Raw genomic sequence first — 25,209 nt, forward strand, 5'->3', positions numbered from 1 at the left:
TGGGTTGGAAACCCACCCTACGGGTCGCGTAGAGTGGGTTATTAACCCACCATGACACCGCGCAGGGCGGGCTTCAGCCCGCCTTGTGCTCCTCACCCGCAAGGGATGTGACATGACCCCCGAACTCACCGCCCTCACCCTCGCCGCCCTCCTGCAGGTCGTGCAATACGCCCTCTATGCGGTCCCGGCGAACCGGGATCTCGGCATCGGCTATACCGCCTCGGCCCGTGATCGCGCACCATCGCGGCAGCTTTCCAGACTGGCGGGCCGCCTGCAGCGCGCCTTCAACAATCACTTCGAAGGCCTGATCCTTTTCACCATTGCGGTTCTGGTCGTGACGCTTTCGAGCCAATCCACCGCAGCCACCCAATTCGCCGCCTTCACCTACCTTGCCGCCCGCATCGCCTATATCCCCGCCTATGCCTTCGGCTGGCGGCCCTGGCGCTCGGCGATCTGGTTCGTGGGCTTTATCGCCACCCTCACGATGCTGGTTGCAGCCCTGATCTGACACCTTCAACGTGGTCCCAAATATCCTCTGGGGGTCCGGGGGGCGAAGCGCCCCCGGCTCCAGCGCCAAATCTAAGGAACCTCCCATGGCAGAATTCGACGTCATCATCCTCGGCGCTGGCCCCGGCGGCTATGTGTCCGCCATCCGCTGCGCCCAGCTCGGCCTGAACACGGCCGTCGTGGAGGGTCGCGACACACTGGGCGGCACCTGCCTGAACGTCGGCTGTATCCCGTCAAAGGCACTGCTGAACGCCACCCATCACCTGCACGAGGTGCATGAGAACTTTGAAAAGATGGGCCTGATGGGCGGCGCCCCCACCGTGGATTGGGACAAGATGCAGGCCTACAAGGCCGATGTCGTCGGCGGCAATACCAAGGGCATCGAGTTCCTGTTCAAGAAGAACAAGGTGACCTGGCTGAAGGGCTGGGGCTCGATCCCGGCTGCCGGTCAGGTCAAGGTCGGCGATGAGGTTCACAGCGCAAAGGCCATCGTCATCGCGACCGGCTCGGAACCCTCCGCGCTGCCCGGCGTCACCGTCGACGAAAAGACCGTCGTCACCTCCACCGGCGCGCTGACCCTGCCCGCGATCCCGAAGTCGATGGTCGTCATCGGCGCTGGCGTGATCGGGCTGGAGATGGGCTCGGTTTATGCCCGGCTTGGCACGCAGGTGACGGTGGTAGAATACCTTGACGCCATCACCCCCGGCATGGATGCCGAGGTCGCCAAGACCTTTGAGCGCATCCTGAAAAAGCAGGGGCTGAAGTTCGTCATGGGCGCGGCGGTGCAAAAGGTCGAGGGCGGCAAGGTCAGCTACAAGCTGCGCAAGAACGACAAGGAGGCCGAGATCGAGGCCGAGGTCGTGCTGGTCGCCACCGGCCGGCGCCCCTACACCGCCGGTCTGGGGTTGGAGGCCTTGGGCGTTGAAATGCTGCCGCGCGGGCAAGTGAAGATCGACGACCATTTCCGCACCAATATCCCCGGCCTTTACGCCATCGGCGATGCCGTCCCCGGCCCGATGCTGGCCCACAAGGCCGAGGATGAGGGCATGGCCGTGGCCGAGATCATCGCCGGCAAGCATGGCCATGTGAATTACGGCGTCATCCCCGGCGTGATCTACACCACCCCCGAAGTGGCCTCGGTCGGCGCCACCGAAGAGCAGCTCAAGGAAGCGGGCCGCGCCTACAAGGTCGGCAAGTTCCCCTTCATGGGCAATGCCCGCGCCAAGGCGGTGTTTCAGGCCGAAGGCTTCGTCAAGCTTCTGGCCGATGCCGCCACCGACCGCATCCTTGGCGCCCATATCATCGGGCCGGGCGCGGGCGATCTGATCCACGAGGTTTGTGTTGCGATGGAATTCGGCGCCTCGGCGCAGGATCTGGCGCTGACCTGCCACGCCCACCCGACCTATTCCGAAGCCGTGCGCGAGGCGGCGCTGGCCTGCGGCGACGGCGCGATTCACGCCTGAACGGCTACCGACTGCCGCAATGAAAAAGGGCCACGGTCATGCCGTGGCCCTTTCGCTTGTGTGCCGTCCTCAGGGGACGTGCCGCCAGACATTGACGACAAAGGAGATCACCCCCAGCAGGATCGCCAGTTCCGCGATCGGCGCCAGCGGGAACATCCCGGCTTCGGTGATTCGGCCGGTCAGAAGCAAGGCCAGCATGGTCAGCAGAACCACGCTGCCGACGAGGTGCAGCCAGAAATGCGCCCGCGCCATCGACGTCGTCCCGGCCGCCGGGAACAGGTGATACACCACCCCGAAAACCGTCATCAGCACAAAGCCCAAAAGGTTGATGTGGACATGCAGCGGAACCAGCGTGTGATCGCCCGATCCCCCCATGTAGATGCCGATACTGATACCCAACACCAGATACAGTGACCCGATCCCCATGAACAAACGCGTGACTGACATGATTTGTTCCTCCATTTGGCGGGTTTTCCCGCATGGAGAGAGTAGCACCAATCGCGCGTCTCGCGCGAAAAAGATGCAAAGCCGAGTCAGCTTTACTCCGGACCCGCATTTGGGGCGGCGGTTCTGCGGTCAGAGCGTCTTGTGGGTGCCATCGCAGAAGGGCGCGGATTTCGTCCGTTTGCAGCCGCAAAGCCAGGCGGTCCGGGTCTCTTCGGCGGTGAATCGTTTCGGCGCGAAGGCCGATCCCTTGTGGCTCATGTCGCAGAACGGCTGAGTCTTCGATTCGCCGCAGGCGCACCAGAAATAGGTCTTTCCCGCCTCCAGTTGCACCTTGTAGGGCCCGCGTTGGGCAAGCTTCGGCACCTCGGTCACTGGCTGTCCTTTTGTGGAATGGCTGGCCCGATGGTTGCGCCGCAGGCCATGCCGATCAACCCCGGCCTTTGTGCAAATTCAGACCCTTGACCCTGCGGTGATGCACAAACGAAAACGACGCCCGAAGGCGTCGCTGTTCGAAGGCTGGTTGGTGGAGCCAGGGAGGATCGAACTCCCGACCTCTTGAATGCCATTCAAGCGCTCTCCCATCTGAGCTATGACCCCGTTACCAACTTACCGAGCGTGGGACGCTGCGGATGGGCGCTGTTTATTGGCAGGCGCGGCGGGGTGCAAGAGGAAAAATGCACTTTTTTCGCGCCTGCCAGAACGGTTTACAGTTCCTCTTCGTCGCCCGGCACATCGGCCAGGTCGTCGAGCGAAACATTGTCGTCGGCGTCGTCTTCCAGAAGCTCGTCGTCCATTTCGGCATCGTCCGAAACGCCGCCGGCCAACAGGTCGTCATCGGCTTCCAGATCGTCCACCAGAACCTCATCGTCCTTGTCGGGCGTCGAGCGGCTGATGACGGCAGCGGCCATCTTGCGGCGCGCGCTTTCGATATCCACGATCTCGCCGGTATAGGGGCTGACGATCGGGCTGCGGTTCAGGTCGTAAAAGCGCTTGCCGGTGGTCGGGCAAATGCGCTTCGTGCCCCATTCTGCCTTGGGCATGGTTTTCCCTTTTCAGGCTGGCCTTTTCAGGCGGATGTCCAGAGTCGCAGCCGATTGCCACAAGTGCCCGGAACTGTCAAAGCCTTTGTGCGCCGATTTCGACCGATTGCGACTGGCCCTCACATCGCTATTCTGGCCGTCCGTTTCAAGAGGTTCCATGCCCGTCCTTCCCGGCCCGCCTCCGCTCGAGATCACGCTGCGCCGCTCGGCCCGGGCGCGGCGATTCTCGTTGCGTGTCAGTCGGGTAGACGGGCGCATCACGCTGTCCTTGCCCGTGCGCGCCCGCGAGGCCGAAGCGATGGCCTTTGCCCGGTCGCAGGAGGGCTGGCTGCGCGATGCGCTCGCCCGGTTGCCGCAGACCGATTTCGTCGGCATCGGTTCGGAGATTCCGGTCGAAGGTCGCCCGGTCCGCCTTGTTCGCGGCGAGGGGCGCAAGATCGTGCTGGCGGGCGATTCTCTGCAGATTCCCGGCGATCCGGCACAGGCGGGCGCGCGGGCGCAGGCCTGGCTCAAGGCGCTGGCGCGGGACCGGCTGGTGGCGGCCTCTGACCATTACGCCGCGGTGATCGGCCATCAGGTTGCCCGCGTGACGCTGCGCGATACCCGCTCGCGCTGGGGCTCGTGCAGCCATGACGGCGCCTTGATGTATTCCTGGCGGCTCATCCTGGCGCCGCCCCCGGTGCTGGCTTACGTCGCGGCGCACGAGGTCGCACATATGCTGGAAATGAACCACTCCGACCGGTTCTGGGCGGTGGTCGAACGGCTTTATCCCGGCTGGCAGGCGGAACGGCGCTGGCTGCACAGCCATGGCACCGCCCTGCATGCCCTGCGCTTCACCGCCGCCCCAGACTGAACCCGTGGATGGAATGTGGGATTGACCCCCGCGCGGGCTTCATGTTCGCTGTCGCCATGACCGACCTGCCCCGCCCCTCGCCCCGTCTTGCCGACCCGAATGCCGCCGCGCACGAACGGGTGTTCCGCACCTTGCGCCAGCAGGTGATGCATGGCGAGCTTGCGCCCGGTCAGGCGCTCACCCTGCGGGGTATCGCGGCCCAGTTCGGCGTGTCGATGACCCCCGTGCGCGAGGCCGCCCGGCGGCTGGCGGCCGAAGGCGCGCTGACGATTTCGTCCTCGGGCCGCATCACCACGCCCGACCTGACCCCGGAGCGGATCGAGGAACTGGCCGCCATCCGCGCCCTGCTGGAGCCCGAAATGGCGGCCCGCGCCCTGCCGCGGGTCCATTTCGCGCTGATCGACCGGCTGGCCGCGATCAATTCGGCCAATCAGGAGGCGGTGATGAATCAGGATGCAGTCGCCTATGTGCGCACCAATCTGGAGTTCCACCGCACGCTCTACCTGCGCGCCCAGACCCCGGCGATGCTGGCGATGATCGAGACCGTCTGGCTGCAACTTGGTCCCACGATGCGCGCGCTATACCAGAAGATCCGCCGCCGTGACCTGCCGCAGCACCACCGGCTGATTCTGGCCGCGCTGCGCGCCGGGGACGAGCCGGGGTTGCGTCTGGCGGTGCGTACCGATGTGACGCAGGGGTTGCGGCATCTGATCGGCTGAACTGCCTTTTCCGTCGGGGAAGGGACCTTCCGACGAGAAACGCCGCATGCCCCCGAGGAGGTCAGCCGATCAGCACCACCAGCCACGCCACGCCACCCGCCAGCGCCGTCAGCGCCACCGCCGCGCTGCCGCAATCCTTGGCCTTCTTCGCCCGCGGGTCGATGTCGCGGGACAGGTAATCCACCACTTCCTCAAGCCCGGTGTTCATCAGCTCCGCCGCAAGGATCAAAAGGCCCAGCACCCAGATCAGCGCGCGCTCGACGGGTGTCATTTCGACCAGAAACGTCGCCGCGATGGACAAGACATTCACCACCGTCCATTGCCGGAGCGTCTTTTCACTGGCCCATGCCGCCGCCCAGCCCTGCCAGGACCACAGGCAGGTGTTCCAGAACCGCCGCGCCTCGGCGACGAGAATGGCGCGCATGAAAAGCCTCCCAGACTCTGCTCCCGGACTCAGGCGGGCAGGCTATGCCTTCGCCGCCTGCTTCTGCAAGGCCTCCAGATAGGCCCGCGTGCAGGTCACGACATGGGCAAAGCGGTCGCCGCCGAGATGCACCCCGCCATACCAGCGCGTCACCACCACGATGTGATCGACCAGCGCCGCGCGCTCCAGCATCTTCAGGATCACCGCCCCCGCGCCCGCCTCGCCATCGTCATTCTTCACCGGGCCAGCCTCCGAAAAGACGCAGGCCCAGGTGTTGTGGGTTGCCTTGGCGAATTTCTTGGCGCGCTTCAGTTCGGCCAGAAAGGCCTCGGCACCGGCGCGGCCCTGAACCGGGCCGCCCGTCACGGCATAGCGCGACCCCCGGTCACGCAGGACATCTTCGATCTGCAACATGGCGCCAGCCTAACCGCTGGTCCCCCCCGAGGAAACCCCGACCCGGCTGGCAAGTTCCGCGCGGCATGCTAGGCTTGCCCCGCCCCCAAGGAGCCCCGTTCGTGCCCGGCCATGTCCTGATTTCCTCGCTCAAGAACGAAGGCCCGTTCATTCTGGAATGGGTCGCCCATCACCGGGTTCTGGGCTTCGACGCCATCCATGTCGCCTCGAACGATTGCACCGACGGCTCGGAGGTGCTGCTGGAGGCGCTGGCCCGGGCCGGGATCATCAGCCATACGCCAAACCTGCTGCACCCCGGCGACATCCCGCAACATGCGGGCTATGAAAAGATCCGCGCCGCCCATCCGATCGACCGGGCCGACTGGCTGATGATGCTCGACACCGACGAATTCCTGAACATCCATGTCGGCGGGCACCGGGTGCAGGATCTGACGGCTCTGGCCAGTGGGGCCGACATCGTCAGCCTGTCCGCCCGCAGCTTTTCCGACCTGCCGCAGACCGCCTGGCAGCCCGGCCCCGTCACCCGCGCCTTTCCCATGGCCCATGCCCGGCACCATCGCGCCAGCCAGTCGGTCAAGACCCTGACCCACGACCCGGCGCGCTTTGGCGGCATTCACAACCACCACATGATCGGCTTTCGCGGCAGTGCGCCCTTGCGGGTGTTCAGCGCCCAGACCGGCGAGACGCAGGAGATCGCCAAGGGAACGCCCTTGGGCGACCGGCTGCGGCACATCCCGAAAGAGGCGGTGGGCTACAAGCTGGCGCAGTACAACCATTACGCCATCAAGACGCTGGACAGCTACCTGCTGCGCCGCGACCGCGGGCGCGGTGCTGCGGCAGGCAAGGCGGGTGCGGCCAATGACCGGCACACCTTCGACTATTTCACGCGACGCGCCGGGCGCGGCACGCCCGAGCCGTCGATCCAGCGCTATTTTGCCGAGACCGACCGGCTCATCGCCGAGCTGCTGGCCGATCCGGCCATCGCCGCCGCGCACCGCGCCTGCGAGGCCGCCCATGCCGCCGCCATTGCGGCAATCCGGGCCGCGCCGGACTGGACCTAGCCGCGCAGCGACCCGATCGCGGGCGCGTTCTGGCAGAAATCGGGCAGGGCTTCTGCCTTGACCGTGCTGGCCAGCCAGTCGGTGCATTTCACGGTCTGGCCGCAGGTGCGGCAGGCCTCGACCATGCAACCAAGTTCCCCCCGGCTGAGCCAACCCTCGACCACCGCCTCGGTCAGCGAGATGCCCACCGTCCGGGCCATGCCGCGTGTAAAGCCCCACGCGCGGGGCGCTTCAGGATAGCCGATCATGCCATTTCCTCGGGCTTGCAGTTCATCTGACCCGCAGCATGCGCCCATCAGGACGTGGCGCCTTGACGCAGATCAAAACGCCGGCCGGGCGTTTCAACCGCCGAGCCGCGCCAGAGTGGCCGCGACCACGCGCTTGCGGTCGGCATTGGCAGGATGGGTGCCAAGGAACTGGTCGCCCGGATCGGGCATCCGGTCAAAGAAGGCGGCCCCCAACATCGGATCATAGCCCGCGACAAGGGCGATCTCGGTGCCAAGGCTGTCGGCCTCCAGCTCGAACTCCTTGGAAAAGCGCCGCGCGCCCACTGTGGCGCCAAGATCCTGCGCCGTGGCGACCGCCTGTTCGCCCGCGCCGCTGACCTGCGCCAGCACGCCAGCCAGCACCGCCCCCGCAAGGGCCGTATTCTGCTGGCGCGGGATATGGCCCGCGATATGATGCGCCGCTTCGTGCCCGAGCACGAAGGCCAGCTCGTCGCGGTTGCGGGCATCGCGGATCAGCGGCACCGTAAAGGCCAGAATCGGCCGCCCGGCCTCGTCCAGCGTCTGGAAGGCGTTCGGCGGCTGGCCGGGGCGGTCGTCGATCACGATGCGGAAATCACAATTGGCCACGCGGCGCAGCGACCGGCAATATTGTTCGGCAACCGGCTCGACGCGGGCGACCACCGCGACAAAGTTTTCCGCCGCCGTTTCCACCGGCAGGATCGGGGCGGCCTCAAGTTCCGGCAGCGGGGCGGCAGGCGCCGTCATCACCGGCCCGATCTGCACGCACCCCTGCATCCCCGCTGCAACCACCGCCAGAAGAACCCTGTTCACCATGGCCCGCCCTCCTCTTTGCCCGATTTTTCGCCTCTCTAGCAGCCACCTGCCCCCACCCGCCAGAGCCTCACGCAAATCTGAGCGGGCTTGCCCGTGCCGACCTGGGGGCGTAGCATGCGCGCATGTTCACCATCGAGCACGAATTCGACGCGACCGTCATCACCCTCGTCGACGAGGGGGACCGGGACATGCCGTTGCAGGAAGATGTCATCATCGAAGCCTTCGAGGATTGCGTGGTGATCCGGCAGGTCGACGACATGACCGATGAGCCGCAGGTCATCACCCTGTCGATGGCGCAGCTGGCCGATCTGGCCGCCGCCCTGGACCTGCCCGAGGGCAGTTACCGGGTGGAAAAGGCCGCCAAGGGCTGACGCTTCGCTGCCCTACTGCGCCAGCCGGAACACCTTGTCGCGCGAGGTTGCGCCCCGCACCAGCACCAGCCGCGACTTGGCCACGCCCAGCGCATGCGCCAGAAGCGCCTGCACGGCGGCGTTGGCCTTGCCATCCTCGGGCGGCGCAAAGACCGCGACCTTGAAGCCCGTGTCGTCGCGGCTGATCTCCTCGCGCCGCGCCCGTGGTGTCACGCGCAGCGCGAATTCCGCCCCCGTCACCGCCAGTTCTGCCCAGGCACCCTTTTGCATGGCCGCAAGGTGAGCCTTCGCCGTCGCACATGCAAGCCCGCTTGACGCCCCGCCGGCTTTCCCCGACACCTTGGCCGACCCCGACACCTTGGCCGACAAGGAGACCCGCATGCCGACCCCGAACCCCGCCGCCTTCGCCTTTCTTGCCGCGCGCCAGTCGCAACCGGCCAAGCTGTTTTCCGGCCCCGTGCCCTCACGCGCCGAGCTGGAACCGATCCTGGCCGCCGCGCTGCGGGTGCCGGATCATGGCAAGCTGGAACCCTGGCGGCTGATCGTGCTGACGCGGCCCGACATGGAGCGGCTGGCCGCCATGGCCGAGGCGCGGGCGCTGGAACTTCGCGGCGATGCCGAGAAGATCGAGAAAGGCCGGGGGCAGTTCGACCGTGGCGGGCTGGCCGTGGTGGTGATCTCGGCGCCGCAGGACGTGCCGAAAATCCCGCTGGCCGAACAGAAACTGTCGGCGGGGGCGGTATGCATCAGCCTGTTGAACGCCGCCACGGCGGCGGGCTGGGGGGCGAACTGGCTGACCGGCTGGACCAGCCATGACGCCGAATTCTGCGCCCGCGCCTTCGGCTGCAAGGGGGCCGAGGCCGTGGCGGGCATCGTCCACATCGGCACCCCCGGACCCGCCGCGCCAGAGCGCCCGCGTCCCGACCTGGCCCGCGTCGTGCAATGGGGTCTTGCGTGATCTTCTCCAGCTTCTTCAAGGCCTTGGGCCAGATGGGCGATGCCCGCTTCCGCCGGGTCATGCTGCTGGGCGTGCTGCTGGCGCTGGCGCTGCTCGCCGGGGTCTACGCGGCCTTCCTCTGGCTTCTCGAAAGCGTGGTGCCGGGGTCTGTGGAAATCCCCTTCGTCGGCCCGGTCGGCGGCATCGACACGCTGCTCGGCTGGGGCTCGTTTCTGTTGATGCTGGGGCTGTCGGTGTTTCTGATGGTGCCCGTCGCCTCGGCCTTCTCGGGACTGTTTCTGGAAGACATCGCCGATGCAGTCGAGGACCGGCATTATCCGAACCTGCCGCCGGTCGAACCGCTGCGGCTGGCCGATACGCTGGTTGACAGCCTGAATTTCCTTGGCCTTCTGGTCGCCGCCAACGCGCTGGCGCTGATCCTTTACGCCTTTGCCGGGCCGCTCATTCCCGTGGTGTTCTGGGCGCTGAACGGCTGGCTTCTGGGGCGGGAATATTTCACCCTCGTCGCCATGCGCCGGCTTGGGCGTACCGGGGCCAAGGCCTTGCGCGCGGAAAACAGGGGGCGCATCTGGCTTGCCGGAACGCTGATGGCCGCGCCGCTGTCGATCCCGCTCGTGAACCTCGTCATTCCGGTGCTGGGCGTGGCGACCTTCACCCACCTGTTCCACAAGATCATGGCCGGCCGCTGATCAGTTCAGGATGTGGAACACGTCCATGTTGTCGCGCGTGATGACGCCCGAGGTGATGACCAGATAAAGCCCGGCAAAGATCACCACCGCGATGACTGTAGTGATCTTCGCCTTCTTGCCGATCATCGGGTCTGCCGGGGCCGAGGCCGGCGTGCCCGGCGTGACGGAGCCATCCTCCGCCTGCGACTTGAAGCGGAAGGGCAGGACGCAAAAGAACACCATGAACCAGGTCACGGCGAACAGCACGATGGCGGCGGTGATGGTCATACCTGCTCCAGTTCCACCAGACAGCCGTTGAAATCCTTGGGATGCAGGAACAAGACCGGCTTGCCATGGGCGCCGATCTTCGGTTCGCCGGTGCCCAGCACCCGCGCGCCCGACGCCTTCAGGTGATCGCGGGCGGCAAGGATGTCCTCGACCTCATAGCAGATGTGATGGATGCCGCCGGAGGGGTTCTTTTCAAGGAACCCCTTGATCGGGCTGTTGTCGCCCAAGGGGTACAAAAGCTCGATCTTGGTGTTCGGCAGCTCGATGAACACCACGGTCACGCCATGGTCCGGCTCGTCCTGGGCCGGGTTCACCTTGGCGCCAAGCGTGTTGCGATACTGCGCGGCGGCGGCCTCAAGGTCGGGCACGGCGATGGCGACATGGTTCAGGCGTCCGATCATGAGGGGCTCCGGGCGTTGCGCGTTTCCCGTCTTATGCGAAGACGGACGGTGTTCGGCAAGGGGCCGGGCGGAGGCCGGGCAGAAAATCTCGCAAAAGCCGGCGGGTCTTTACCGGCTGTTAGGCAAGACAGGGTCTACTGACCCCAAGCCTGCTGCCAAAGGTCCGCCATGCCCCGGAAACAGACGCCGCCCCCGTCCTCGCCGCCCGACCGCGGGCCGCCCCTGCCCGGCCTGTCCTGCGGCCCGTTTGCCGGCGCCCGGCCACTCACGGGCTGGGTGACGGACCTGCCGCTGCAGGGGGTGACGATCCTTGCGGTGGAGGACAGCCGCTTTGCCTGCGAGGCGCTGCGCCTGATGGCGCGGCGGGCCGGGGCGCGGCTGCGACGCGCCGAAACGATCGAGGCCGCGCGCGGGCATCTGCGCGTCTACCGGCCCGACGTGGTGCTGGTCGATCTCGGGCTGCCCGATGGCCGGGGCGAGGCGCTGATCCAGCAGATCCTGCACCGGCAACGCCGGCCCCCGGTGGTGATCGGCATGTCCGGCAACCCCGACGGCCGCGCGACGGCGCTCGCGGCCGGGGCGGCCGGCTTCATCGACAAGCCGCTGGAGAATGTCGCGCAGCTCTGCCGCGCGCTGCGGCCGCTTCTGCCGGAGCTGGACATCCATCCGCCCCCGATCGGGCGCGGGCGCGACCTGCCGCCGGATCCCCTGGCGCTGCGCGATGACCTGGCTTTTGCCGCCAGCGCCTTGCAGGGCGTGCCGGAACCGGGGCGGCAGCGGTATGTCAGGGCCTTTCTTGCCGGAATTGCCGCCCACGCCCAGGACCGGGAGCTGGCGGAAGCGGCCCGTTCGGCGGAGAACGGTCCAGGGCTGGAGCGGTTGCGCCAGATGCTGGAGGCGCGGCTGAAGGCAGGCGGCGGGCTTGCCGCTTCGCGCTGACCGCCGCTCCTCGAGCGCCTTCGGCTTCTCGTCGGGGAGGGCGGGCCAAGGGGAACGCGCAGGGCCACGCTTGGCCCTGATCCCGGTTGTGCGGACGAAACAGACCGCCCCGAGGAGCGACGCAGTCGACGACGAGGCGCCCCGCTGCCTCAGCGCAAGCCGGGGTCCTCGGCCACCCGCACCAGCCGCGTCAGATCGGACAGCCGCTCTCTCTGCCGCCCTGCCGCGTCGAAGTTGCGCGGCGCCAGCCAGGCCTTGTAGGCCTCGGCCAACGCCGGCCATTCGGCGTCGATCACCGCGAACCAGGCGGTATCGCGGTTGCGGCCCTTGACCACGGTGGCCTGCCGGAAAATCCCCTCATAGCTGAAGCCCAGCCGCTGCGCCGCCCGGCGCGAGGCCATGTTCAGCGCGTTGCACTTCCATTCATAGCGGCGATAGCCGGCGCGAAAGGCCCAGTCCATCATCAGAAACATCGCCTCGGTCCAGACCCGCCCCCGGGCTAGCTCGGGCGACAGGCAGATATGGCCAACCTCGATCGACCCGGCGGCCGGCGTGATGCGCAGATAGCTCGCCACCCCGCCACAATGCCCGCTCGCCCGGTCGCGCAGCACATAGAACAGCGGGTCCTCGCCGCTTGCGGTCTCCTTGGCCCAGCGATGATAGGCCGCGGCCGAAGAGAACGGGCCATAGGGCATGTAATCCCACAGCCGGTCATGGCCGGAATAGGCGCGGTGCAGGTCGGCGGCATGGGCGTCGGCATCCATCCGCTCCAGCCGCACATAGCGGCCTTCAAGCGGCACACCTGCCGGCGCGGGCGGCGGGGTCCAGCCGGGAAGCGGGGTTCCCAAAAGATCATCTGTCATCTGGCACATCCTTTGGCCTTTTTATGGAAGGCCAAGGGGGCAAGGGCAAGAGGTCTATAGGATCAACCCGGGATCGTCGCCCATCTCCAGACCGGGAAACACCTTGCTCTGCAGCAGCGTCCGGTCAAAGCCGTAAAGCCCGCGCATGGCATGCGCCGCCCAAGTTCGCACATCCGAAGTCGGCATCAGGTCGCGCCGGTCAAACAGCGCGGCTTCCGACAGGCCCGGCCACTGGCCGTAAACCTTGCCGCCGCGGATCGCCCCGCCCGCCGCCAGCATCGCGCCCGCGGTGCCGTGGTCGGTGCCGCCAGTGCCGTTCTCCGCGACGGTGCGGCCGAACTCGGTCATGGCCAGCACGGTCGTCTTGCCCCAGATCTCCGGCCCGAGATCGGCTTTCAGCCGCAAGATCACCTGTTCCAACTGCCGCAGAGACTGGCCCAGCCGCTTGCCTTGCGCCTTGTGCGTGTCCCAGCCGGTCAGCGAAAAGGCCGCGATCCGGGTTTCCTGACGCAGCTTTTCGGCGGCATAAGCGGCGACGCGGCCCGCCTCACCGCGCTTGGCCTGCCGCATGGCCTTGGCCGGATCCATCTCGGCGGCCATGTCCATGTCCTCGGCACCGCCCAGCAGCAGCGCCTCGGCGGCGGCGGACTGGAAGAGCGCGTCATCGTGGTAGACCTGCTCCAGCAACAACTGGGCTTGCGGCGACAAGTCGACCGCGGTGTCCGGCGCCCATTCCAGCACCGGGGCCGGACCGCGCAGGACGCGCATTTCCTGCCGCCCGACCGCAAAGGCGGTTTCCGCCTTCAGCCCCGGAACCGATTGCAAAAGCCGGTTGAGCCAGCCGTCGCGCACCTGCGAAATCGGCAGGTCCGGGCCGGTCCCGGCCTCCAGCAGGTCTTGGCCGTCGAAATGGCTGCGCTTGTCGCGGTAGGGCGTCGAGGTGGCATGGACAAAGGCCAGCTCTCCCGCGGCCCAAAGCGGATGCAGGCCGGAAAGCCCCACATGCATTCCGAAAAACCCGTCCAGTTCAAGATGTTCCGCTTTGCCCAGCGTGGGCCGATAGGTCGCGAAATCCTTGTCGCCAAGCGGGCGCACCACATCCAGCCCGTCCATCGCCCCACGCAGGATGATGACGACCAGCCGCTGGTCGCCCAGCCCCTTGCCGCTTGCGGTGCCGGCAAGCGTCACCGTCGTCAGGAACGGATGGGCCGCGGCCGAACATCCGAACGCGCCCAAGCCCCGCAACAGCGCTCTGCGATCCATCATTGGCTTACCTCCGGTTGAATTCAGGGCTGGCGAACACGATCCCCACGCCTTCGGCCACGGTTTCCGCCCGCACCACGGCCCAAAGCGTCGCCGCCGAGGCCCGGTCGGCCAGAACGGTTTCCGCCAGGGCCTTGGGATGCGGCAAGGGGTCGACGAGTTCCGCCGGCCAGCGCATGGCCCAGCCGATCCTTTCGGCCAGACCCTGCGGCGTGATCCAGCTTTCGATGTCTTCCGGCCAGCCGTCCGGGCCGGGCGGATTTTTCCAGCTCTGCCCCATGGCCCGCAACGGGGCGAGAACGACCTCGACCAGCCGCTCGCGCGGCCAGTTCATCACCGTCTCGCCGGTCAGCCCCAGCCCCTTGAGGGCCGCCACCACAAAATCCCAGGGCTGCCGGGCCTTGGCCGCGGAACCGGCAAAGGCCGCTTCATGGCGCAGCATGGTTCCGTAGACCTCGATCAGCGAGCCGCCCGTCCTTTGCCAGGTCTCGGCCATGGCCGCGACCATGCTGTCGTCCGGCGCGTCCGACAGGAAATGCACGGCAAGCTTGCGGGAAATATGGCGGGCGGTGTCCGGGTGGCGCGCAAGCTCGGCCAGAAAGGCCCGGATCGGCGCCTCGCCCTTGCCTTCATAGCTCTTGCCCAGAACCTCTTCCGGGCCCGGCTCGGCCAGATTGGGCTGGAAGGCATAGCCGCGGCGCGCGTCATAGGTCAGGCCGGTCAGCAACTCCGCCAGTTGCCGGACATCGGTCTGGCTATAGCCCGCGCCGACCCCCATCGTATGCAGTTCCAGCAATTCGCGCGCGAGGTTTTCGTTCAGCCCGCCGCCCCGCCGCTTCGCCTTGGCCGAATTCGGCCCGACCGAGCGGGTCTGGTCAAGGTAAAGCAACATGACCGGATGATGCACCACCGCCGACAGCATGTCGCCGAACTGGCCGGACAGATGGGGGCGAACCGCATCCTCGACAAAGGCATAGGACGCGATGGACCTCGCCTGCGCGCCGGAGCTGACCGTGAAATGGTCGGCCCAGAAGGCCAGCAGCCTTTCGCGCAGGGCGTCCGGAGCGTCGATTGACCGCGCGATCGTGGCCCGCAGGGCGCGGAACCCTTCCCGCTTCAACTCTTCATCCACCGTCTTCTGCCTTGCCAGCAAGTCAGGGTCGGTCTTTGCCGCCTTCTTGTTCTGCGCGATCTCGGACGTTCTTTCATGCACCCAGTCATAGGACATGACCGGAAAGCGCCGGGCCATCTCATCGGGCCCCTGCAGGGCGGCGAGCATGGCGTCGGGCGTGGTGGGCGCCCCTTGAGTCAGAGGCAGGCCGCAACCGTAACGGAAGGCGACGAGGCTTGCGGGGGATGACATGCGAACTCCCAATCGACCGGTGACACGGGGTGAAATGACAAGGGTTGAAGTGACAAGGGGTGAAACGACTATGGGCGCGCTTTCCGTCGCTGGAAAGCGCGCCCATCGGCAGATTGGCGGAAAGCCGCCCTTACTCTTTCGGCACGACCCGCAGGTTCAGCTCGCGCAGCTGCTTCAGCATCGGCTCCGAGGGCGCCCCCATCAGCAGGTCTTCGGCACGCTGGTTCATCGGGAACATGATGACCTCGCGGATGTTGGCCTCATCGGCCAGCAGCATGACGATGCGGTCGATGCCCGCCGCACAGCCGCCGTGGGGCGGCGCGCCGTATTTGAACGCCTTGACCATGCCGCCAAAGCGCGTGTCGACCTCGGAATTCGGGTAGCCGGCCAGTTCGAAGGCCTTGTACATGATTTCCGGCTTGTGGTTGCGGATGCCGCCCGAGATCAGCTCATAGCCGTTGCAGGCCAGGTCATACTGATAGGCGTAAACCTTCAGCGGATCGCCGTTCAGCGCCTCCATCCCGCCTTGCGGCATGGAGAAGGGGTTATGGCTGAAGTCGATCGCGCCCTCATCGGTCTTTTCATACATCGGGAAATCGACGATCCAGGCGAACTTGAAGCAGTTTTCTTCAGTCAGGCCCAGCTCGCGGCCGATCTCGTTGCGCGCACGGCCGGCGACGGGTTCAAACACCTCGGGCTTGCCGCCAAGGAAGAATGCCGCATCACCCTCATCAAGGCCCAAGGCCACGCGGATCGCCTCGGTCTTTTCCTCGCCCAGCGCCTTGGCGATCGGGCCGGCGGCCTCGGTCGAGCCATCCTCGGCCTTGCGCCAGAAGATATAGCCCATGCCCGGCAGGCCCTCTTTCTGGGCGAAGGCGTTCATCCGGTCGGCAAACTTGCGGCTGCCGCCGGTCGGCGCCGGAATGGCGCGCACTTCGTTGCCTTCGGTCTCCAGCAGCTTGGCGAAGATCGCAAAGCCCGAGCCGCGGAAATGCTCCGACACATCGGCCATCTTGATCGGGTTGCGGAGGTCGGGCTTGTCAGAGCCATACCATTTCAGGCTGTCGCGATAGGCGATCTTGGTCCAGTCGGAATAGACTTTCTTGCCCGGTGCGAATTCCTCGAAAATGCCCTGAATGACCGGCTGGACGGCGGCGAACACGTCGTCCTGGGTCACAAAGGACATTTCGATATCAAGCTGGTAGAAGTCGGTCGGCGAGCGGTCGGCACGCGGGTCTTCGTCGCGGAAGCAGGGCGCGATCTGGAAATAGCGGTCGAAACCGCTGACCATGATGAGTTGCTTGAACTGCTGGGGGGCCTGCGGCAGGGCATAGAACTTGCCCGGATGCAGGCGCGACGGTACCAGAAAATCGCGCGCGCCTTCGGGGGAAGATGCCGTGATGATCGGAGTCTGGAATTCGTTGAAGCCCTGATCCCACATCCGGTTGCGGATCGAGCGCACCACGTTCGAGCGCAGCATCATGTTGCGATGCAGCTTGTCGCGGCGCAGATCGAGGAAGCGATAGGTCAGCCGGGTTTCTTCCGGGTAGTCGACATCGCCGAAAACCGGCATCGGCAGATCGCCTTCGACGGCGCCCAGCACAGTCAGGCCAGTGGCGTAGACTTCGATCTCGCCCGTCGGCAGCTTGGGGTTCACAAGGGACGCATCGCGCGCCTTGACCCGGCCGTCGATGCACACCACCCATTCGGCGCGGATCTTGTCAATGGCGGCAAAGGCCGGGCTGTCGCTGTCGGCCAGCACCTGCGTGATGCCGTAATGGTCGCGCAGGTCGATGAACAGCACCCCCCCATGGTCGCGCACCCGATGGACCCAGCCCGACAGGCGGACCTCTTGTCCGACATGGGCGGTGTTCAGGGCGGCGCAGGTATGGCTGCGATAGGCGTGCATCATCTTCCCCTTTGCGAGGCTTCAAGCGGTTTCGCGCCGATACACCTTGGCGCGGGCGTGAAGTCAAGGGCAACCCGCGCTCATCGTCGGGCCTGCGCCCGCTCTTCGCCGGAGATTTTCCGGTCTGCGGGTCGCCCGGGGTGCGAGCCTGGGCCTCCGGCGGGAGTATTTTGCCAAGAGGAAGCCCCGCAGAGGAATATTTCCCGCCCCCCCTTCCCTTCGGCAAAAGGCTGGCTATAGTCCCGCCTCATGGCACGGACCCGCATCTTTACTGGCATGCCCACGCCCGCATTCGCGGCGCGGCTTCCCCGTGGTCTTCTCCTTCTTAGCAGCCTCTGAGCGTGCCCAAGGGCGCGACCGCTCGGAGGTGACCAGCGCCCAGGACACGCAAAGCTAAGACACGAAGGATTCCCGACATGACCAAGACCGACCAACCCCGCGTCATCATTTTCGACACCACCCTGCGCGACGGCGAACAATCGCCCGGCGCCACCATGACCCATGAGGAAAAGCTGGAGATCGCCGGCCTTCTGGACGAAATGGGCGTCGACGTGATCGAAGCCGGTTTCCCGATTGCCTCGGAAGGGGATTTCACCGCCGTCAGCGAAATTGCCAAGCGGGCAAAGACCTCGACGATCTGCGGCCTTGCGCGCGCCAATTTCAAGGACATCGACCGCTGCTGGGAGGCGGTGAAATACGCGAAATCGCCGCGCATCCACACCTTCATCGGCACCTCGCCGCTGCACCGTGCCATTCCGAACCTGACCATGGACGAGATGGCAACGCGCATCCATGACACCGTGACCCATGCCCGCAATCTGTGCGACAACGTGCAGTGGTCGGCGATGGACGCGACGCGCACCGAGCATGATTACCTGTGCCGCGTGGTGGAAATCGCCATCAAGGCCGGCGCCACCACGATCAACATCCCCGACACCGTGGGCTATACCGCGCCGCGCGAAAGCGCCGATCTGATCGCCATGCTGCTGGCCCGTGTACCCGGCGCCGACAAGGTGATCTTTGCCACCCATTGCCACAATGACCTTGGCATGGCGACGGCGAATGCCCTGGCCGCCGTGGATGCCGGCGCGCGCCAGATCGAATGCACGATCAACGGTCTGGGCGAGCGGGCCGGCAATACCGCGCTGGAAGAAGTCGTGATGGCGATGAAGGTGCGCAACGACATCATGCCCTACAGGACCGGCATCGACACGACCAAGATCATGAACCTCAGCCGCCGGGTGTCGTCGGTCTCGGGCTTTCCGGTGCAGTTCAACAAGGCCATCGTCGGCAAGAACGCCTTCCTGCACGAAAGCGGCATCCATCAGGATGGCGTCCTGAAGAACGTCGAGACCTTCGAGATCATGAAGCCCTCGGATATCGGCCTGACGGCAAAGAACATCGCCATGGGCAAGCATTCCGGCCGCGCTGCCCTGCGCGCCAAGCTGAAAGAGCTGGGCTATGAACTGGCCGACAACCAGCTGAACGACGTGTTCGTGCGCTTCAAGGCCCTGGCCGACCGCAAGAAGGAAGTCTATGACGACGACCTGATCGCGCTGGTCGCCGACGAGCAGACCAATGACGCCCATGAATACCTGCAATTGAAGAAGCTGCGGGTGATCTGCGGCACCGAAGGCCCGCAAGAGGCCGACATGGTGCTGGCGATCGACGGGGTGGACCACCACATCGACGCCACGGGCGATGGCCCGGTGGATGCCGCCTTCATGTGCGTCAAGATGCTCTTCCCGCATCACGCCCGGCTGGAGGTCTATCAGGTGCACGCCGTGACCGAAGGCACCGACGCGCAGGCCACGGTCTCGGTGCGCCTGCAAGAGGACGGGCGGATCGTGACGGGATCCTCGGCCGATACCGACACCATCGTCGCCTCGACCAAGGCCTATATCAACGCCCTGAACAAACTGATCGTGCGCCGCACCAAATCAGCCCCGGGGGATGATGTGAAGACGGTCAGCTACATGGATCAGAAGTGATCACATGACGATGGCGAAAAACCTCGTCGCCGTCGCCCTGCTTCTGGTCGGAGCGCCGGGCGCGGCCGAAGAGGTTTCTTTCACGCTTAAAACCCGGCCTGATCTGGCCGAGGGAATCGCGGCCCTTCCCCGTCTTGTCGGAGAGGGCCAAGCCATCAGGCAGATCAATGCACTTCTTTCCGCCAAGGATGCAGAGGTTCTGGCACTTGCCAAAGATTGCAACTCCGACCCACCGAACTCGTTTTATGAGCGCAGCCTCGCAGTAACCTTCGACGGGCCGCTTTTGTTGTCGATCTTGGTCGAGACGGCTTTCTATTGCCCCGGCGCGGCACACGGGTTATCATGGGTGGAGCCCCTGAATTTCGATGTGAGTCTTGGCACCGCGACCGACATGCATGGCGTTTTCCCCGCTGCGTTCATCGCGAAACCGACAACAGACCCGAAGGGGTATCTCCCGCCAAGGTTCACGCCAGAGGTGGCCGAACTCTACATCTCCTCCGATCCGGAAATTGACCCAGATTGTGCCAATCTCATCCGGGACAACGAGGGGCTGTTCGATGTTTGGCCAAATGCCGCACAACACGGCCTGACGTTGATGCCGTTCGGCTTGGCTTATTTTTTTACCTTTTGTCAGAACCCGGTCACCATCCCGACGGCAACCTTGAGACAGCTTGGCTTTGACAAAGCCCTGCTCGAAGCATTGGAAGCCTCGGAATAGGGCGGTGGGCCTGCGCGTCGTGGGCCTGCGCGTCGTCGGGGCTCACACATAGCGCGCCGTCGCGTCACGTTTATCGGGCCTACCCGGGCACCGAAACTGCTGGCCAATATTGTGCAGGTTTGCTTCACTGGCCCACAATCGAACCCGAATGAGGCCCCCCATGACCGGCACCGTCCGCCTTCACCGCGTCTTCGCCTGCCCGCCCGCCAAGCTCTACCGCGCCTTCACCGAGGCCGATGCCTATGCCACATGGCTGCCGCCCTATGGTTTCACCGCCACCGTTCACCGGATGGAGGCGCGGGTGGGCGGCGGCTTTCACATGTCGTTTCGCAACTTCACCACCGGCCAGTCGCACAGCTTTGGCGGCACCTATCTGGAACTGGTCCCCCCGGCCCGCATCCGCCACACCGACCGCTTCGACGACCCGGCCTTGCCGGGCGAAATGATGGTGACGATTGACCTGACCGCCGTGATCTGCGGCACCGAGCTGGCCATCGTGCAAGAGGGGATCCCCGACCAGATCCCGGTCGCCGCCTGCTATCTTGGCTGGCAAGACTCGCTGACCAAACTGGCGCGGCTGGTGGAACCGGATCTCCAAGGCTGACGCTCAGGTTTGGAAAAGTCAAAACTGGGGTAAATATCGCACCTCATCTGCCATGAAATGCTCGATTTGTGATACTGCAAGGCAGTCGGGCGGATAAGTGCCAGCGGCCTTCGCGGCCCTTCCCCTTCTTGCCCCCAATGCCTATATGAAAGCGCCCGCCTCATCCGCCTGAGTCGCGGGCACAGCTTCATTCGCGGATCAAGGACCTCATCGGCATGTCTCTCCTCAACGGCCTCTTTTCGTCCGACATGGCCATCGACCTCGGCACGGCCAATACGCTGGTCTACATGCGCGGCAAGGGGATCGTGCTGAACGAGCCTTCGGTCGTGGCCTACCACGTCAAGGACGGCAAGAAGCAGGTTCTGGCGGTGGGTGAAGACGCCAAGCTGATGCTGGGCCGCACCCCCGGCACCATCGAGGCGATCCGCCCGATGCGCGACGGGGTCATCGCCGATTTCGACAGTGCCGAGCAGATGATCAAGCACTTCATCCGCAAGGTCCACAAGCGCACCACCTTCGCCAAGCCGAAGATCATCGTCTGCGTGCCGCATGGCGCGACCCCGGTGGAAAAGCGCGCCATCCGCCAGTCGGTGCTGTCCGCCGGCGCCCGCCGGGCGGGCCTCATTGCCGAACCGATCGCGGCGGCCATCGGCGCAGGCATGCCGATCACCGATCCCACCGGCAATATGGTGGTCGACATCGGCGGCGGCACCACCGAGGTCGCGGTGCTGTCGCTTGGCGACATCGTCTATGCCCGCTCGGTCCGCGTCGGCGGTGACCGCATGGACGAGGCGATCATCTCCTACCTGCGCCGCCACCAGAACCTCCTGATCGGCGAATCCACCGCCGAACGCATCAAGACCTCGATCGGCACCGCCCGGATGCCCGATGACGGGCGCGGCACGGCAATGACCATCCGCGGCCGCGATCTTCTGAACGGCGTGCCGAAGGAAACCGAAATCAACCAGGCCCAGGTGGCCGAAGCGCTGTCCGAACCGGTGCAGCAGATCTGCGACGCGGTGATGCAGGCGCTGGAAACCACGCCGCCCGACCTGGCTGCCGATATCGTCGACCGCGGCGTTATGCTGACCGGCGGCGGCGCGCTGCTTGGCGATCTCGACCTGTCGCTGCGCGAGCAGACCGGGCTTTCGATCTCGGTCGCCAATGAATCGCTGAACTGCGTGGCGCTTGGCACCGGCAAGGCGCTGGAATACGAAAAGCAGCTTTCCCACGTCATCGACTACGACAGCTGAGACCGGAACGGCCGATCCGCAGAAGATCCGCGCAATTCGACTAAAATTGTGCTTCATCTGTTCATAAATATCCCACGGGGGTCCGGGGGTGTGAAACCCCCGGCGGCCCCCGCCTGAAACCACCTATCCGATCCGGCACCCATGGCTCGCAACTCCACCGATCCCGAAGAGTTCCACCGCCCGCTGCGCCGGGTTCTGGTGGGGCTTCTGGTGCTGTTCATGATCGGGCTTTTCGCGCTCTGGCGCATCGACAGCCCTCGGGTGGAACGCTTCCGCGCCGCGCTGATCGACCGCTTCGTGCCCTCGATGCAATGGGCCATGGCGCCGGTCACATGGGCCGCCGGAGTGGTGGATGATTTCCAGTCCTACTCCCGGCTTCTGGCACAGAACCAGCAGTTGCGCGAAGAGTTGAAGCAGATGCGGCAGTGGAAAGAGGCCGCGTTGCAGCTGTCGCAGACCAACGCCCGGCTTCTCGACCTCAATCAGGTGCGGCTCGATCCCCGGCTGACCCATGTCACCGGGGTGGTGATGGCCGACAGCGGCAGCCCGTTCCGGCAGTCGGTGTTGCTGAACGTCGGTGCGCGGGATGGCATTCTTGACGGCTGGGCCACCATGGACGGGCTGGGGCTGGTCGGGCGCATTTCGGGCGTCGGGGAAAAGACGGCGCGGGTCATCCTGTTGACCGATTCGAACAGCCGCGTGCCGGTGGTGGTGCAGCCCTCGGGGCAGAAGGCGATCCTGTCGGGCGACAATGGCGATCTGCCGCCGCTCGACTTCCTTGAAGACCAGACCGAGGTGCGCCCCGGCGATCAGGTGTTTTCCTCCGGCGATGGCGGGGTGTTCCCGGCCGGGCTTCTCGTCGGCTCGGTGGTGCTGGGTACTGACAAGCGCCTGCGCGTGGCGCTGGCCGCCGATTACCAGCGGCTTGAATTCCTGCGCGTCCTGCGCAGCCATGGGCTGGAAGCCATCACCGATCAGGGCGCGCTTCTGGCGCCCGACCCGGCCGAAATGCAGGGCCCGCCGGCGCCACCCGCGCTGACCTCGGGCGGCAGCAATTCGGCAGGCAGCTATTCGGCAGGCGGCAGATCGGGACACGGCCATGATTGACGGCGCCACCCGCGAGATCTGGCTTCACCGGGTTCTCTTCGTGGTGCTGGCGCTGGTCTTTCTGTTCTTCCGCCTGCTGCCCATCGCCGAGGCCATGCCCGCGGCCTGCGCGGGCGATGGCTGGTGCCGGGCGCTGGCCTGGCTGTCGCGCATGCCGGGGCCGGATCTTCTGTTGTGCATCGTCTTTGCCTGGACCATGCGGCGGCCCGACTATCTGCCGGCCCTGCTCATCGCGGCGGTCGTCCTGCTCGAGGACCTGATCCTGCTGCGTCCGCCGGGGCTTTGGACGGCCCTTGTGGTGATTGCCACGGAATTCATCCGCTCGCGCGTGGCGCTGACGCGCGAGCTGAACTTCGGGGTCGAATGGTTGCTGGTCTCGGCGATCATGGTCGGCCTGCTGGTCCTCTATCGCATCGCCTTCGGCCTTGTCCTCCTGCCGCAGCCTCCCTTCGGCTTCGCCATGGTGCAGGTGATCTGGTCAATCCTGTGTTACCCTCTGGTGGTCTTTCTTTCCCGCGTGGTGCTGGACCTTTACAAACCCGGCATGGGCGAGGTTGACGCATATGGGAGGCGGCTGTGAAACGGGTTGCCCGTGACTCCGAGGCCAGCGCGCGGCGGGTGACGCGGCGGGCGCTCCTGCTGGGCGGGGGCATGGCGGCAATGTTCGCGGCGCTTGGCTATCGCATGCGTTATCTCGGCGTCGAGCAGGCCGACGAGTTCCGCCTTCTGGCCGAGGAAAACCGGATTAACATGCGGCTCATTCCGCCGACCCGCGGCGTGATCCATGATCGCAACGGCAAGGTTCTGGCCGGCAACGAACAGAATTACCGCGTGGTGATGACGCGCGAGGATGCGGGCGATGTCGAGACGGTCCTGAACCGTCTGTCGCATGTCATCCCGCTGACGCGCTCCGACATCGCCGACGCGCTGGACGGGCTGGAAAAGAACAGCCCCTTCGTGCCGATCACCGTCAAGGACCGGCTGGACTGGGAAGAGTTCTCGCGCGTGGCCCTGAACGCCCCGGCCCTGCCCGGTGTCACCCCTGAAACCGGCATGTCGCGGGTCTATCCGCGCGATACCGATTTTGCCCATGTCATCGGTTACGTCGGCCCAGTGTCGGAAAAAGATTTCGAGGGCGTGGAAAACCCCGATCCCGTGCTGCGCATCCCCAAGTTCCAGATCGGCAAGATCGGTGTGGAAAAATGGCTTGAGGACACCTTGCGCGGCGAGGCTGGCACCAAGCGGATCGAAGTCAACCACATCGGCCGCGTCATGCGCGAGATCGACCGGATCGAGGGCACGCCCGGCGCGGACGTGCATCTGACGGTGGATGCCGGGGTGCAGAATTTCATTCAGGCCCGCATGGGCGAGGAAAGCGCCGCCTGCGTGATGATCGATGTGACGAACGGCGACGTGATTGCCGCCGTCTCGTCGCCCTCCTTCGATCCGAACCTCTTCGTGCGCGGCATTTCCAATTCGGATTTCCGCTTCCTGATGGATCACGATCACCGCCCGATGGCCAACAAGGCGGTGCAGGGGGCCTACCCGCCCGGCTCTACCTTCAAGATGGTGACGGCGCTTGCGGCGCTGGAAGACGGCGCCATCACCCCCGAAACCACCTTCCGCTGCCCCGGCTATTACGACGCGGGCGGTCGCAAGTTCCACTGCTGGCGGCGCGGCGGCCATGGGCCGGTGAACCTTGAACGCAGCCTGATGGAAAGCTGCGACGTCTTTTACTATGAAACCGCGCTCAAGGTCGGCATCGACAAGATTGCCGAGATGGGCCGCCGGCTGGGCCTGGGGCAACGGCATGACCTGCCGATGTCGGCAATCACCGAGGGCAACATGCCCGACAAGGCCTGGAAGCTGGAGCGGCACAAGGCCGAATGGCGGATTGGCGATACGATCAACGCCTCGATCGGGCAGGGCTATGTGCTGACCTCACCGCTGCAACTGGCGGTGATGACGGCGCGGATTGCCTCTGGCAAGGCCATCAAGCCGCGTCTGGTGCGCGCCATCGACGGGCAGGAAGTGCCGGTGGAACCGGCCGAAAGCATCGGGATCTCCACCTCGAACCTGACCGCCGTGCAGGGCGGCATGGTGGCGGTGATGAACGGCAAGTCGGGAACCGCGCGCTCCTCGCGCATCGTCGCCGAAGGCTTGCAGATGGCCGGCAAGACCGGCACCGCGCAGGTGCGCAACATTTCGGCGGCGGAACGGGCGGCGGGGGTGATCTCGAACGACCAGTTGCCGTGGAACCGGCGGGACCACGCGCTGTTTGTCGGCTATGGCCCGGCCGAAAATCCGCGCTATGCGGTGGCGGTCGTGGTGGAACATGGTGGCGGCGGCTCGACCGCGGCGGCACCGATCGCCCGCGATGCCTTGCTGCGCGCGATTTACGGCGCCGTGCCGCCGCTTGAGGCCTATCCCTCCGACCAGCGCGGCCGGATGGAAAGCCTGCTGAACGGGCTGGTGCTGCGCGGTGACGATGGCCGGCTTCCCCCGGCATCAGACACTTGAAGGG

The 25,209-nt window shown here is 65.7% G+C and carries 30 protein-coding genes and 1 tRNA gene; 16 read left to right on the top strand and 15 right to left on the bottom strand.

Annotation, left to right across the window (positions count from 1 at the left end):
* The first annotated feature begins 112 nt into the window (after window positions 1–112).
* Both G4Z14_RS08870 and lpdA read left to right on the top strand, forming a co-directional pair.
* Window positions 113–508 carry an MAPEG family protein gene (locus tag G4Z14_RS08870; RefSeq protein ID WP_164624837.1) on the top strand — a complete coding sequence of 132 codons (396 nt, stop codon included), beginning with the start codon at window positions 113–115 and terminating at the stop codon, window positions 506–508.
* 85 nt (window positions 509–593) lie between these two features.
* Window positions 594–1,970, top strand: a complete 1,377-nt coding sequence (lpdA, locus tag G4Z14_RS08875) for a dihydrolipoyl dehydrogenase (RefSeq protein WP_164624839.1) — start codon at window positions 594–596, stop codon at window positions 1,968–1,970.
* 69 nt (window positions 1,971–2,039) lie between these two features.
* On the opposite strand, the gene G4Z14_RS08880 is transcribed toward lpdA, so the two are convergent.
* The 4 genes from G4Z14_RS08880 to G4Z14_RS08895 form a co-directional block, all read right to left on the bottom strand.
* On the bottom strand, window positions 2,040–2,417 hold the full coding sequence (locus G4Z14_RS08880) for a hypothetical protein (RefSeq protein WP_164624841.1): 378 nt from the start codon (window positions 2,415–2,417) through the stop codon (window positions 2,040–2,042).
* A 129-nt stretch (window positions 2,418–2,546) separates the two neighbouring features.
* Window positions 2,547–2,789: a CDGSH iron-sulfur domain-containing protein gene (locus G4Z14_RS08885; protein WP_164624843.1), complete on the bottom strand. Its 243-nt coding sequence runs from the start codon at window positions 2,787–2,789 to the stop codon at window positions 2,547–2,549.
* Window positions 2,790–2,938: 149 nt separating this feature from the next.
* Window positions 2,939–3,014, bottom strand: a tRNA-Ala gene (locus G4Z14_RS08890).
* Window positions 3,015–3,121: 107 nt separating this feature from the next.
* The gene (locus G4Z14_RS08895) at window positions 3,122–3,457 is read right to left on the bottom strand and encodes a TIGR02300 family protein (protein WP_164624845.1); all 336 of its coding nucleotides are present in this window, start codon (window positions 3,455–3,457) and stop codon (window positions 3,122–3,124) included.
* A gap of 157 nt (window positions 3,458–3,614) precedes the next feature.
* Between G4Z14_RS08895 and G4Z14_RS08900 the strand changes: the two genes are divergently transcribed.
* Window positions 3,615–4,310 carry a M48 family metallopeptidase gene (locus G4Z14_RS08900; RefSeq protein WP_164624847.1) on the top strand — a complete coding sequence of 232 codons (696 nt, stop codon included), beginning with the start codon at window positions 3,615–3,617 and terminating at the stop codon, window positions 4,308–4,310.
* A gap of 56 nt (window positions 4,311–4,366) precedes the next feature.
* Window positions 4,367–5,029 (top strand): GntR family transcriptional regulator, encoded by a 663-nt coding sequence (locus G4Z14_RS08905; RefSeq protein WP_164624849.1) that lies wholly within the window; start codon window positions 4,367–4,369, stop codon window positions 5,027–5,029.
* Between the two features lie 61 nt (window positions 5,030–5,090).
* Here G4Z14_RS08905 and G4Z14_RS08910 read toward each other — a convergent pair whose 3' ends face one another.
* Both G4Z14_RS08910 and G4Z14_RS08915 read right to left on the bottom strand, forming a co-directional pair.
* Window positions 5,091–5,453, bottom strand: a complete 363-nt coding sequence (locus tag G4Z14_RS08910; RefSeq protein WP_164624851.1) for a diacylglycerol kinase — start codon at window positions 5,451–5,453, stop codon at window positions 5,091–5,093.
* A 42-nt stretch (window positions 5,454–5,495) separates the two neighbouring features.
* Window positions 5,496–5,867 carry a YigZ family protein gene (locus tag G4Z14_RS08915; RefSeq protein WP_164624853.1) on the bottom strand — a complete coding sequence of 124 codons (372 nt, stop codon included), beginning with the start codon at window positions 5,865–5,867 and terminating at the stop codon, window positions 5,496–5,498.
* Window positions 5,868–5,968: 101 nt separating this feature from the next.
* On the opposite strand from G4Z14_RS08915, the gene G4Z14_RS08920 reads away from it, so the two are divergent.
* The gene (locus G4Z14_RS08920; protein ID WP_164624855.1) at window positions 5,969–6,928 is read left to right on the top strand and encodes a glycosyltransferase family 2 protein; all 960 of its coding nucleotides are present in this window, start codon (window positions 5,969–5,971) and stop codon (window positions 6,926–6,928) included.
* On the opposite strand, the gene G4Z14_RS08925 is transcribed toward G4Z14_RS08920, so the two are convergent.
* Both G4Z14_RS08925 and G4Z14_RS08930 read right to left on the bottom strand, forming a co-directional pair.
* Window positions 6,925–7,176, bottom strand: coding sequence for a DUF6455 family protein (locus G4Z14_RS08925; RefSeq protein WP_164624857.1), 252 nt, complete (start codon window positions 7,174–7,176; stop codon window positions 6,925–6,927). The two genes, G4Z14_RS08920 and G4Z14_RS08925, sit on opposite strands and share 4 nt — an antisense overlap.
* Before the next feature lie 93 nt (window positions 7,177–7,269).
* A complete protein-coding gene (locus G4Z14_RS08930; protein WP_227751624.1) occupies window positions 7,270–7,989 on the bottom strand; it encodes a M48 family metallopeptidase in 720 nt (239 codons plus the stop codon).
* A 122-nt stretch (window positions 7,990–8,111) separates the two neighbouring features.
* Here G4Z14_RS08930 and G4Z14_RS08935 point away from each other — a divergent pair, with 122 nt between their 5' ends.
* Window positions 8,112–8,360 (top strand): hypothetical protein, encoded by a 249-nt coding sequence (locus G4Z14_RS08935; protein ID WP_164624859.1) that lies wholly within the window; start codon window positions 8,112–8,114, stop codon window positions 8,358–8,360.
* 12 nt (window positions 8,361–8,372) lie between these two features.
* Here G4Z14_RS08935 and G4Z14_RS08940 read toward each other — a convergent pair whose 3' ends face one another.
* A complete protein-coding gene (locus tag G4Z14_RS08940; RefSeq protein ID WP_164624861.1) occupies window positions 8,373–8,630 on the bottom strand; it encodes a DUF167 domain-containing protein in 258 nt (85 codons plus the stop codon).
* A 109-nt stretch (window positions 8,631–8,739) separates the two neighbouring features.
* Between G4Z14_RS08940 and G4Z14_RS08945 the strand changes: the two genes are divergently transcribed.
* Both G4Z14_RS08945 and G4Z14_RS08950 read left to right on the top strand, forming a co-directional pair.
* Complete coding sequence (locus G4Z14_RS08945; RefSeq protein ID WP_164624862.1) at window positions 8,740–9,318, top strand: nitroreductase family protein; 579 nt, start codon at window positions 8,740–8,742, stop codon at window positions 9,316–9,318.
* A complete protein-coding gene (locus G4Z14_RS08950; RefSeq protein ID WP_164625170.1) occupies window positions 9,318–10,007 on the top strand; it encodes an EI24 domain-containing protein in 690 nt (229 codons plus the stop codon). The genes G4Z14_RS08945 and G4Z14_RS08950 overlap by 1 nt, the downstream gene beginning before the upstream one ends.
* Here G4Z14_RS08950 and G4Z14_RS08955 read toward each other — a convergent pair whose 3' ends face one another.
* Both G4Z14_RS08955 and mce read right to left on the bottom strand, forming a co-directional pair.
* On the bottom strand, window positions 10,008–10,274 hold the full coding sequence (locus G4Z14_RS08955) for a DUF1467 family protein (RefSeq protein ID WP_164624864.1): 267 nt from the start codon (window positions 10,272–10,274) through the stop codon (window positions 10,008–10,010). It abuts the gene before it with no gap.
* Window positions 10,271–10,675: a methylmalonyl-CoA epimerase gene (gene mce, locus G4Z14_RS08960; protein ID WP_164624866.1), complete on the bottom strand. Its 405-nt coding sequence runs from the start codon at window positions 10,673–10,675 to the stop codon at window positions 10,271–10,273. The genes G4Z14_RS08955 and mce overlap by 4 nt, the downstream gene beginning before the upstream one ends.
* A gap of 168 nt (window positions 10,676–10,843) precedes the next feature.
* On the opposite strand from mce, the gene G4Z14_RS08965 reads away from it, so the two are divergent.
* On the top strand, window positions 10,844–11,614 hold the full coding sequence (locus G4Z14_RS08965) for a response regulator (RefSeq protein WP_164624869.1): 771 nt from the start codon (window positions 10,844–10,846) through the stop codon (window positions 11,612–11,614).
* Between the two features lie 149 nt (window positions 11,615–11,763).
* On the opposite strand, the gene G4Z14_RS08970 is transcribed toward G4Z14_RS08965, so the two are convergent.
* The 4 genes from G4Z14_RS08970 to aspS all read right to left on the bottom strand — a co-directional run bounded on the left by G4Z14_RS08970 (window position 11,764) and on the right by aspS (window position 17,012).
* Window positions 11,764–12,477, bottom strand: coding sequence for a GNAT family N-acetyltransferase (locus G4Z14_RS08970; RefSeq protein ID WP_164624871.1), 714 nt, complete (start codon window positions 12,475–12,477; stop codon window positions 11,764–11,766).
* A 54-nt stretch (window positions 12,478–12,531) separates the two neighbouring features.
* Window positions 12,532–13,743: a DUF1501 domain-containing protein gene (locus G4Z14_RS08975; RefSeq protein ID WP_164624872.1), complete on the bottom strand. Its 1,212-nt coding sequence runs from the start codon at window positions 13,741–13,743 to the stop codon at window positions 12,532–12,534.
* 4 nt (window positions 13,744–13,747) lie between these two features.
* Window positions 13,748–15,103, bottom strand: a complete 1,356-nt coding sequence (locus tag G4Z14_RS08980) for a DUF1800 domain-containing protein (protein WP_164624874.1) — start codon at window positions 15,101–15,103, stop codon at window positions 13,748–13,750.
* Between the two features lie 130 nt (window positions 15,104–15,233).
* A complete protein-coding gene (gene aspS / locus G4Z14_RS08985) occupies window positions 15,234–17,012 on the bottom strand; it encodes an aspartate--tRNA ligase (RefSeq protein WP_164624876.1) in 1,779 nt (592 codons plus the stop codon).
* A 416-nt stretch (window positions 17,013–17,428) separates the two neighbouring features.
* Here aspS and G4Z14_RS08990 point away from each other — a divergent pair, with 416 nt between their 5' ends.
* The 7 genes from G4Z14_RS08990 (at window position 17,429) to mrdA (ending at window position 25,205) form a co-directional block, all read left to right on the top strand.
* The gene (locus G4Z14_RS08990) at window positions 17,429–19,003 is read left to right on the top strand and encodes a 2-isopropylmalate synthase (RefSeq protein ID WP_164624878.1); all 1,575 of its coding nucleotides are present in this window, start codon (window positions 17,429–17,431) and stop codon (window positions 19,001–19,003) included.
* A 4-nt stretch (window positions 19,004–19,007) separates the two neighbouring features.
* Complete coding sequence (locus G4Z14_RS08995) at window positions 19,008–19,721, top strand: hypothetical protein (protein WP_164624880.1); 714 nt, start codon at window positions 19,008–19,010, stop codon at window positions 19,719–19,721.
* 160 nt (window positions 19,722–19,881) lie between these two features.
* Window positions 19,882–20,325, top strand: coding sequence for an SRPBCC family protein (locus G4Z14_RS09000; RefSeq protein ID WP_164624881.1), 444 nt, complete (start codon window positions 19,882–19,884; stop codon window positions 20,323–20,325).
* Window positions 20,326–20,540: 215 nt separating this feature from the next.
* The gene (locus tag G4Z14_RS09005) at window positions 20,541–21,578 is read left to right on the top strand and encodes a rod shape-determining protein (RefSeq protein WP_164624883.1); all 1,038 of its coding nucleotides are present in this window, start codon (window positions 20,541–20,543) and stop codon (window positions 21,576–21,578) included.
* Window positions 21,579–21,719: 141 nt separating this feature from the next.
* Window positions 21,720–22,685, top strand: a complete 966-nt coding sequence (gene mreC, locus G4Z14_RS09010; RefSeq protein ID WP_164624885.1) for a rod shape-determining protein MreC — start codon at window positions 21,720–21,722, stop codon at window positions 22,683–22,685.
* Window positions 22,678–23,265 (top strand): rod shape-determining protein MreD, encoded by a 588-nt coding sequence (locus tag G4Z14_RS09015; RefSeq protein WP_164624887.1) that lies wholly within the window; start codon window positions 22,678–22,680, stop codon window positions 23,263–23,265. The genes mreC and G4Z14_RS09015 overlap by 8 nt, the downstream gene beginning before the upstream one ends.
* Complete coding sequence (gene mrdA, locus G4Z14_RS09020; protein ID WP_164624889.1) at window positions 23,262–25,205, top strand: penicillin-binding protein 2; 1,944 nt, start codon at window positions 23,262–23,264, stop codon at window positions 25,203–25,205. Before G4Z14_RS09015 ends, mrdA begins: the two co-directional genes overlap by 4 nt.
* Window positions 25,206–25,209 lie beyond the last annotated feature (4 nt).

This window comes from Tabrizicola oligotrophica (genome assembly GCF_011008935.1).
Taxonomy (GTDB): Bacteria; Pseudomonadota; Alphaproteobacteria; order Rhodobacterales; family Rhodobacteraceae; genus Tabrizicola_A; species Tabrizicola_A oligotrophica.

Excerpts from the sequence above, each read along its gene's own strand:
- G4Z14_RS08870 (WP_164624837.1), top strand. The coding sequence starts at position 113 with ATGACCCCCGAACTCACCGCCCTCACCCTCGCCGCCCTCCTGCAGGTC.
- lpdA (WP_164624839.1), top strand. The coding sequence starts at position 594 with ATGGCAGAATTCGACGTCATCATCCTCGGCGCTGGCCCCGGCGGCTAT.
- G4Z14_RS08880 (WP_164624841.1), bottom strand. The coding sequence starts at position 2,417 with ATGTCAGTCACGCGTTTGTTCATGGGGATCGGGTCACTGTATCTGGTG.
- G4Z14_RS08895 (WP_164624845.1), bottom strand. The coding sequence starts at position 3,457 with ATGCCCAAGGCAGAATGGGGCACGAAGCGCATTTGCCCGACCACCGGC.
- G4Z14_RS08900 (WP_164624847.1), top strand. The coding sequence starts at position 3,615 with ATGCCCGTCCTTCCCGGCCCGCCTCCGCTCGAGATCACGCTGCGCCGC.
- G4Z14_RS08905 (WP_164624849.1), top strand. The coding sequence starts at position 4,367 with ATGACCGACCTGCCCCGCCCCTCGCCCCGTCTTGCCGACCCGAATGCC.
- G4Z14_RS08910 (WP_164624851.1), bottom strand. The coding sequence starts at position 5,453 with ATGCGCGCCATTCTCGTCGCCGAGGCGCGGCGGTTCTGGAACACCTGC.
- G4Z14_RS08915 (WP_164624853.1), bottom strand. The coding sequence starts at position 5,867 with ATGTTGCAGATCGAAGATGTCCTGCGTGACCGGGGGTCGCGCTATGCC.
- G4Z14_RS08925 (WP_164624857.1), bottom strand. The coding sequence starts at position 7,176 with ATGATCGGCTATCCTGAAGCGCCCCGCGCGTGGGGCTTTACACGCGGC.
- G4Z14_RS08930 (WP_227751624.1), bottom strand. The coding sequence starts at position 7,989 with ATGGTGAACAGGGTTCTTCTGGCGGTGGTTGCAGCGGGGATGCAGGGG.
- G4Z14_RS08935 (WP_164624859.1), top strand. The coding sequence starts at position 8,112 with ATGTTCACCATCGAGCACGAATTCGACGCGACCGTCATCACCCTCGTC.
- G4Z14_RS08940 (WP_164624861.1), bottom strand. The coding sequence starts at position 8,630 with ATGCAAAAGGGTGCCTGGGCAGAACTGGCGGTGACGGGGGCGGAATTC.
- G4Z14_RS08945 (WP_164624862.1), top strand. The coding sequence starts at position 8,740 with ATGCCGACCCCGAACCCCGCCGCCTTCGCCTTTCTTGCCGCGCGCCAG.
- G4Z14_RS08955 (WP_164624864.1), bottom strand. The coding sequence starts at position 10,274 with ATGACCATCACCGCCGCCATCGTGCTGTTCGCCGTGACCTGGTTCATG.
- mce (WP_164624866.1), bottom strand. The coding sequence starts at position 10,675 with ATGATCGGACGCCTGAACCATGTCGCCATCGCCGTGCCCGACCTTGAG.
- G4Z14_RS08965 (WP_164624869.1), top strand. The coding sequence starts at position 10,844 with ATGCCCCGGAAACAGACGCCGCCCCCGTCCTCGCCGCCCGACCGCGGG.
- G4Z14_RS08970 (WP_164624871.1), bottom strand. The coding sequence starts at position 12,477 with ATGACAGATGATCTTTTGGGAACCCCGCTTCCCGGCTGGACCCCGCCG.
- G4Z14_RS08975 (WP_164624872.1), bottom strand. The coding sequence starts at position 13,743 with ATGATGGATCGCAGAGCGCTGTTGCGGGGCTTGGGCGCGTTCGGATGT.
- G4Z14_RS08980 (WP_164624874.1), bottom strand. The coding sequence starts at position 15,103 with ATGTCATCCCCCGCAAGCCTCGTCGCCTTCCGTTACGGTTGCGGCCTG.
- aspS (WP_164624876.1), bottom strand. The coding sequence starts at position 17,012 with ATGCACGCCTATCGCAGCCATACCTGCGCCGCCCTGAACACCGCCCAT.
- G4Z14_RS08990 (WP_164624878.1), top strand. The coding sequence starts at position 17,429 with ATGACCAAGACCGACCAACCCCGCGTCATCATTTTCGACACCACCCTG.
- G4Z14_RS08995 (WP_164624880.1), top strand. The coding sequence starts at position 19,008 with ATGACGATGGCGAAAAACCTCGTCGCCGTCGCCCTGCTTCTGGTCGGA.
- G4Z14_RS09000 (WP_164624881.1), top strand. The coding sequence starts at position 19,882 with ATGACCGGCACCGTCCGCCTTCACCGCGTCTTCGCCTGCCCGCCCGCC.
- G4Z14_RS09005 (WP_164624883.1), top strand. The coding sequence starts at position 20,541 with ATGTCTCTCCTCAACGGCCTCTTTTCGTCCGACATGGCCATCGACCTC.
- mreC (WP_164624885.1), top strand. The coding sequence starts at position 21,720 with ATGGCTCGCAACTCCACCGATCCCGAAGAGTTCCACCGCCCGCTGCGC.
- G4Z14_RS09015 (WP_164624887.1), top strand. The coding sequence starts at position 22,678 with ATGATTGACGGCGCCACCCGCGAGATCTGGCTTCACCGGGTTCTCTTC.